Genomic DNA, 7,733 nt, shown 5'->3' with positions numbered 1-7,733 from the left:
GGGTTTTCTGTTCCTCCTGGAGGGGAGCTTCGCTAACAATGCACCAGCCTCCAAGGCCCTCGCCTCTTTCCGGTCTTACGGCGCGCTCCTAAAGACTTGCCAGCGCCACCAAAGGGGGTCTCCCCATGAGCGACTGGCGCTGACACTGCTAGCCCAGCAGCCTTTAGATACTAAAGCACACTATTGGAAAAACCGCAAGATTGATTGGTTTTCCCATGCGACACTCCTGACCTCAGGAGAGCGCGGGTCTTCAAGCAACGTTGAGATAAATTCAGAGCAACCATAATTATTGGAAATGAAACAAAATTTTACAATCTATAGTAATTGCAAAACTTTTCTATTAATTAATATCATATTCGCTAAAAGAGTTATAATTATCCTTGTAGTTGGGCTTTAGCCCGAACATAAATATTTGAAGGGCTAAAACCCAACTACAAACAAAGTTTTTATTATAACTAATTATCCGGATATGATATAACTCAAAAATTAGGTTGCTCAGAAAAATCAGATTTTTTTTCTGAGGATATCAATATTTATTGATTGATATCAACTGTTTTGAGATAGAACAAATTAGTCATAATTCTAATGATATTCAACCTTGACAAACGAACTTCAATATTCCCCAACTTAAATAACCTTTCCTTCCTGCTTCTATCCAATGGTTCAAACCAGTTTTCATCCGTTCAATATACTCCTCACCACTCGCTGCAACTGCTTTTTCATAATTTTCCTCCACGCTCTTGAGAATACGTTGGTAGTGGTTAACTAACTGCTCAGAGAGATCGATAACTTCAACTTCCTGAAGACCTGATAAATCTGCAATTCTCCGATAAAAAGCTATTGAACCTAGAGAAGTCAAATGAATGCGGTCTAACACAGGTTTAAGAACTCCTTCCGGACAATCATCACTTTGCATGGGATCGGTAAATATAAATTCTCCACCACGTTTGAGTACCCGTTGCACTTCTTTGAAGACTTGAATCCGATTTCCACTATGGAGAATAGCATCTTGAGACCAAACGACATCTACACTTTTGTCTTCCAAGGGGATATCTTCAAAACTGCCATCAATCACTTCAATTAAAGATGTTAAACCCTCTTCCTCATTTAACTCGCGGTTTCGTCGATTTTGAGTTTCACTTAAATTTAAACACTGCACTCGACAACCATAAGTTTTAGCTAGGTAACGAGCGCCTCCTCCATATCCAGAACCAATATCTAAAACCTGATGATTTTTGCTCAATTTGAGGTGAGACGCAATCTTTTCTACTGTACGGCGACTAGCATCAAATACTGGTTCATCTTCACTCTCGTAAATGCCTATGTGAATATCCTCACCGCCCCACATCATAGCATAAAAACGGTCGGCACTATCACTATTGTAGTATTCCCGAGCGGTGCTAACGGTTGGGGAATAGTTCATAGTTTTATTTTCTAAAGGTTGAGAGTTGTAACTCTTTTCAGCAACATGGATAAAAAAGTCTTGCTCATCGTGATGATAAGTTTCCTGAAAGTCGCCATAGGTTTTAACCCGCTGAAAACCAACCTCCAACATTAACTGTCGGGTATAATTTTTCCGCAGAGGAAACATATTGAGATGATAGACTGATTTATCGGGGAACTCATATCTAAATCTTGTCAAACTCTCATCCACATATTCCGGTTCAGCTTTAATATTTTCCCCACAATAATAATAGATGTGCTTTGAGGAAAATCCCAAATCAAGAATTGCATCATAGTTACGCTGATCCAAAATAAGTATACCATCGTGTCTCAAAGCTGCATAAAATTCTGCGAGAACTTTCCGGCGATCGCGTTCTGAGAACAAATGGGTAAAAGAGTTACCCAAACAGATAACTGCATCAAACTTACCATCAATATTACGATTTAGCCAACGCCAATCTGCTTGTACAGTTTGTAATATCAGGTCGTAGGAACGACCATTGGCAAAAGCTTGGGCCAACATTTCTGGATTGCCATCGGCACTGACAACATCAAAACCAGCTTGGCGGAGGCGAATAGAATGAAAACCTGTCCCTGTTGCCACATCTAGGACTTTTTTGGCACCATACTGTTTAAGAATGTCGATAAAAAAGCTTCCTTCACTTTTGGCCCTAGTTTCCCAATCAATCAACTCATCCCATTTGGACACAAAACCCTGAATATATTGAGTTTGATAGTGGGATGTATCTTTGACTTTCTCAGAAGAATTATTATTTTCTTGCTCAGAGAGGTTAGTTTTTGTTTCACTTATCATACTAATAATAGCTTTTTTTTAGAGTAGAACTTATAGCATCTTATACATACTATGAGACCCTAGTCAAATTAATGCTTGATTAAATATAGTAATCCGATCATTGGTGGTGACAATTTTTATCATAGAGTTGTTGTGAATTAAGATCGGCAAGCTGCTAAAACCCTTGTCAGTTAGAGAGTATAGCTGTTTTATTCAATAAATAAAATGTTTATATAGTCAGCTTTTTAGAAGTTTCAATTTTTATTTCCCAACAACTCTAATTAAATCTAACTTTTCAAATAACTAACTAACCGGACTATAACTAATATCAAATCCGGTAGCATTGGTATAATTCAGGATTAGGGAAGAATAGTCAATATTGTAGGGGCGATTCGCATAGATGCCCCTACTCACGATTGAATTATATCAATCCGAAGCTAGCGGATTTAATATAATAGAGTTGTTGGGAAATAAGGTAGAATTAGTCAAGAATAAGTTGGCCAGAAAAATGCTAAACGTTGAACGAGCCCTAAAACAAGACAGGTTACTAAGAGCATTAACACGATTAAACTCTAAAGCATTTGAATCGTTGTTGAAGTCTTTTAACCAAATGTATGAGCAAACATTACTGGAGAAACCTCGTAGCTCGCTCTGTTGGAGGTGGCCGTAAGGCTCGTTTACGTACGAATAAGGACAAATTATTTTATATTCTCTTCTACTTTAAATGTTATCCCACCTTTGATTTGGCTGGTATCTTGTTCGATATTAACCGTAGCCATGCCCATTATTGAGTGCATCGTTTACAACCAATTTTAGAAGCTACATTGGGAGAGAAAAAGGTACTACCAGAGCGTCAAATCAACTCGGTTAAAGTATTTATAGAACGTTTCCCTGGAGTCGAATAATAGTAATGGATGGCACACAACGGCCGATACAAGGACCAACTGACTCAGAGAAACAAAAACTAAATTATTCGGGAAAAAACAAGTGTCATACTCGCAAACATTTAGCAGCAGTAGACCAAAACAAGCGAGTACTAGTCTTAACTCAGGTAAAAGAAGGTAAGTTACATGATCAAAAGTTTCACGACCAGGAAAAAGTTGTTGGTAATATACCTTTAGAGATTCCAATTGAGGTAGATAGTGGTTTTCAAGGTATCCACGCGCCAATATGAAAATATCTCTATCCCCCATAAAAAACCCAAGGGAGGAGAATTAACTCAACAGCAAAAGTCAGAAAACCGAAATTTGAGTCAATCAAGGGTGAGATGTGAAAACGCTTTCGCCGGAGTTAAACGTTATGGTGCACTCAGCCAGATTTATCGTAATCATGCATAGTGATTTTGATGACAAATTGATGCTAACTGCTAGTGGGTTATGGAATTTATACTTAATGGTAGCATAAACAATACAATAACTAACCAAAGTTCTGAGTTTTCGTTTTCCTTTTTCCCTACTTAAGTTATTTCCCAACAACTCTAATATTAAGTCCGGTTAATTATTTTGAATAATCAAGCTGTTTTAGTTTTGAGTTACCTATGGAAACAGTTTAACCATTACCATTCGTACTACTATTCTTTGTCAAAACTTTTTCCGCTAACTTATCTGGCATTTCTTGTAAATGATCGAACTGCCAATTAAAACAACCGACTCCCATTGTTTGCGATCGCAACTCCACAATTAAATCTTGCATTTCTGAAAAAGCTAAATAAGCAGAAGTCTTATCCCATCCTTTCCAGTCATTCATACCTTCATAACCCAATATCTGACCGCGACGGATACTAATTAACTGCAAAACTTTTGAGGTAAACTCACTGGGTGCAAAAATTTCCACTAAAGCAATAGGTTCTAACAATACTGGTTGGCACTCACTCATTCCCTGCTGCATTGCTACCCGCGCTGCTTGCTTGAATGCTTGCTCGGAACTATCAACAGAATGATACGACCCATTTGTCAATGTCACCGCCACATCTACCACCGGAAAACCAAGGGGACCATGTTCGAGATATTCTCGAACTCCTGTTTCCACACCGGGAATATATTGCTTCGGTATCACACCACCAACAATGGTTTGACTAAAATTAAAACCTGACCCCCGTGGCAACGGTTGAATGTCTAAATACACATCTCCAAATTGTCCATGACCGCCACTTTGATGTTTGTAGCGGCCGTGAGAAGTAGTATTTTTCCGAATAGTTTCTTTATAGGGAACTTGGGGTAAGTGAGTTTTCATCGAAACATTATATTTCCGACGCAAACGGTCTAAACTTACCTGTAGATGAATTTCTCCTTGACCCCAAAAGATGACTTCGTGGGTGTCGCCATGTTGTTCCCACATTAATGCAGGGTCTTCTTCGAGCAACTTTGTTAAAGCGCCACTCATTTTTACTTCATCTTTACGGTTTTCCGGAGCGATCGCCATGGCAAAAACAGGAGGCAATACTGCTGCTTTGGGCAACTGAGTTTTCAGACTTGCATTTGTAGTTAGAGTATCACCTGTGTGGATACCTTCCATCCGACTGAGGGCAACTATTTCTCCAGTTTGAGCTGACTGTAAACTTTCTGTTTGTTGACCCATCAACCGATACATTCCACCGATGCGAACTCCATTTAAAGTCATCCCATCAGTAATTTCCCCTTGCCATACCCGAACTAAAGAGTGTTTACCACCTTGAGGAGTGTAGTAGGTTTTCAAGACTTGAGCAATGGGTGTTTCAGAATTTGATTTTAAACCTCGACGTTTTGCCGTTTCTGTTGGTGCAGGAGTTTCTCGCACCAGAGCATCTAGGAGAGAACGCACGCCAGAATCTTTTTCTGCTACTCCTACAAATACAGGTACAATTAAATCTGCACTCAACTCCATTTTTAAGTCAGCAACTATTTCTTCGGTAAGTGGTTCGATATTTTCGACCAACTCTTCTAATAAACGATCGTCAAAATTAGCTAATTCTTCCAGCATTTCTTCTCTGGCAGCGTGTTCTTCTGCTTTCAGAGACTCAGGAATTTCTACAGGGTCTGATGGCGCTCCTGGATGATAATGATAAGCTTGTTCAGTTACTAAATCAATAAATCCAATTAATTGATTATTTTTGGCAATGGGGTATTGATGGGGGACAATGGGGCGGTTGGATACAGTTTTGAGTGCTTCTAATACTTTGCCAAAGTTAGACTTGCAGTGATTTTCGTCTGTACATACCCGATCCATTTTGTTGATGAAGACTATATGGGGAATTTCCCAGTCATCGAGAAATTTTAATAGTGGGGCGAGGGTAAGAACGCGAGCTGGGTCTGGTTCACAGACGACTATTGCTGCCCCTGCTCCGATGAGAGCGTTATTGGTTTCTTGGGCAAATTCTATGGAACCGGGGCAGTCTAGAAACGTAAAATGAATGCCGCCGTACTTGGTACTGGCGGCATTTATTTCTACTGTCATGGAGCGATCGCGAGCTTCTGTAGTAGCATCTCCAATGGTGTTACCATCTTTGACACTGCCTTTACGGGATATTGCTCCTGTGGTTGATAATAGACTTTCTAGTAGTGTTGTTTTTCCACTTAAATAGGGGCCTACTATGGCAATATTCCTGACATTTGAAGCGACTTTTTCTGACATAATTATCCTCCTCACAATGCTTTATAATTCAGCATTGATGATTAACATTCATAGCTTTTTTGGACTTACTTTATCTGTTCTTTATATATTCTCAAGCTATATTTTCAGGCTAACCTATTTTTCGTACTATGAACAAAAACTTTCATGTATCTTAAATTTAAGTTCAACTTAAATCAAGTTTGATAAACTAATATCAAATATGTTTAATTTTTGTTACTAAGTCTTCCCTTAAATATCTATAAAATATTAAGCTAGTTATCTGTAGAAATTTAATTACCAATAGTTAAAAAAAAGTAAAAATTTTATAGCTATCTGTGGTGAATTGGCAACAAACCTATAATTCTCAATTAATTGTTAATTATTGGCATTGAATCTGAAAGACTCCTAGACGTACTCCCTTCATTGCCTATACTTGATGAAAGCACTTCAAATAGAATTGCTGTGGTGATTCTATTTTAGTCTATTCCCTAATAATTAAAATAGTTTTTTCCCGGATGACGATAAATTTAGCAGAATTTTAAGTAAAAACTATTACTAGAAAAATATGTTTTTTTTGATTAAGAGACTGTCGATCAAACAAATATTAAAATAGCCAGAATAGTTAATCTCGGTGGGTTATAGAGGACAGCTTTTACCTACGGTGAGCAACAGAATAATTAAGTTCATTAATGGATAATGGATAGAGGCAATTATCCATTATCCATTATCCATCTCCAGAAAAGAAGGAACACTTAACACTTAACACTTAATAGGGAGAAATAATTGATAATTTATGGATAAGAATTGATTTTATTTTTGATTTTCACGCCTATGTCTATTATCCATTAATGAAAGCGTATTCCAGGTTTATGAGGTACAGTAGCAACAATGTTGACTCGTAGTGTTTGAAGTGGTTAGTATTTAATCACAAGAGTGCAGTGGCAAGTATTATATCGACCATCTTTGCTCTAGTAGGTTTAAACCTACGCAAAAAACTTTTGAGTTCTGACCACCATAATTCTATGGGATTAAACTCCGGTGAGTAAGGTGATAAATTCAGTACACTCGCCCCAAATGAATTGAATTAATGGTTCAATTATTTTTAACTTATGGGCAGGTAAATTATCCATCACTAATACTGCTCCTTCCCATAGATTAGGGATGAAAAAATGTTATACAAAAACTTGAAATGTAAATGCCATCCATCAACCCATTAAGTGTCATTAATCCTACTACTTTTGTGAGACTAATTTATCCAACAAGTGTGACTTTTTGACCTCGATAAAATGGTAAAAAATCATATACTTTACTTCCAAAGTATGAACCTGCATGAGTTCTGGTTAACCCCAATAAAACATCCATTTCATCCAAGAATACCAAGTTTTCAGGCTGAATGTTTTTCACATTTTCCCAATATTCACACCTCAAAAACCGAAAGGATGAGTACAAAAATCTGCAACTGTTACATAGACATTGCCACCATAAAAAGACAGCCAGCGATGGCAGTTTAAGGGGGATCAACAGTATTAAAATAATTTAACAAAGTTAAACATTATTACACATTTACTGTGATATACTAGATTTATGTCTAATAAATTTAACTATATCTGAAGCAGCAGAACTGCTAGGAGTGTCAACAAAAACAATCAAATGAAATCAATAAAGACTAAACTAAAAGTTAATAATAAACAAAAAACCATACTTGCTTGCGCACGCAGGTGTAGCTCGTCATGCTTATAACTGGGGATTAGCTACTTGCATTTTGACTTACGAATCAACTAATGGGACTTACACAACTTAATGAGCAAAATTAGTCTATAATGCTTGTCAACCAAGGATTTTACTTCAAAAATATCATGGCGATCAAGGAAACAACTCCTACAGCTATGCCTCCTTGCTTTCAAAGATG

At 37.5% G+C, this 7,733-nt stretch carries 7 protein-coding genes and 1 pseudogene; 5 read left to right on the top strand and 3 right to left on the bottom strand.

The annotated features are described in order from the left end of the window. Positions 1-592 precede the first annotated feature (592 nt). On the bottom strand, positions 593-2,257 hold the full coding sequence (locus tag F6K22_RS23985; RefSeq protein WP_293103690.1) for a glycine/sarcosine N-methyltransferase: 1,665 nt from the start codon (positions 2,255-2,257) through the stop codon (positions 593-595). A gap of 593 nt (positions 2,258-2,850) precedes the next feature. On the opposite strand from F6K22_RS23985, the gene F6K22_RS23980 reads away from it, so the two are divergent. The 3 genes from F6K22_RS23980 (at position 2,851) to F6K22_RS23970 (ending at position 3,573) form a co-directional block, all read left to right on the top strand. Further along, on the top strand, positions 2,851-3,027 hold the full coding sequence (locus F6K22_RS23980) for a helix-turn-helix domain-containing protein (protein WP_293103687.1): 177 nt from the start codon (positions 2,851-2,853) through the stop codon (positions 3,025-3,027). A gap of 119 nt (positions 3,028-3,146) precedes the next feature. Continuing rightward, the gene (locus tag F6K22_RS23975; RefSeq protein ID WP_293103685.1) at positions 3,147-3,410 is read left to right on the top strand and encodes a transposase family protein; all 264 of its coding nucleotides are present in this window, start codon (positions 3,147-3,149) and stop codon (positions 3,408-3,410) included. Next, complete coding sequence (locus F6K22_RS23970; protein ID WP_293103682.1) at positions 3,379-3,573, top strand: transposase family protein; 195 nt, start codon at positions 3,379-3,381, stop codon at positions 3,571-3,573. The genes F6K22_RS23975 and F6K22_RS23970 overlap by 32 nt, the downstream gene beginning before the upstream one ends. Before the next feature lie 211 nt (positions 3,574-3,784). Here the strand turns inward: F6K22_RS23970 and F6K22_RS23965 are convergent, their stop codons facing one another. Further along, a complete protein-coding gene (locus tag F6K22_RS23965; RefSeq protein WP_293103679.1) occupies positions 3,785-5,845 on the bottom strand; it encodes an elongation factor G in 2,061 nt (686 codons plus the stop codon). 1,230 nt (positions 5,846-7,075) lie between these two features. Then, positions 7,076-7,228 (bottom strand): hypothetical protein, encoded by a 153-nt coding sequence (locus tag F6K22_RS23960; RefSeq protein WP_293103677.1) that lies wholly within the window; start codon positions 7,226-7,228, stop codon positions 7,076-7,078. Between the two features lie 22 nt (positions 7,229-7,250). Between F6K22_RS23960 and F6K22_RS23955 the strand changes: the two are divergent. Further along, positions 7,251-7,364, top strand: a pseudogene (locus F6K22_RS23955) (HNH endonuclease); the annotation flags it as partial. A gap of 162 nt (positions 7,365-7,526) precedes the next feature. Then, on the top strand, positions 7,527-7,625 hold the full coding sequence (locus F6K22_RS42410; RefSeq protein ID WP_363274279.1) for a helix-turn-helix domain-containing protein: 99 nt from the start codon (positions 7,527-7,529) through the stop codon (positions 7,623-7,625). Positions 7,626-7,733: the final 108 nt, after the last annotated feature.

Source organism: Okeania sp. SIO2F4 (assembly GCF_010672385.1).
Taxonomy (GTDB): Bacteria; Cyanobacteriota; Cyanobacteriia; order Cyanobacteriales; family Microcoleaceae; genus Trichodesmium.
This window is presented reverse-complemented; position numbering and strand designations above follow the sequence as displayed.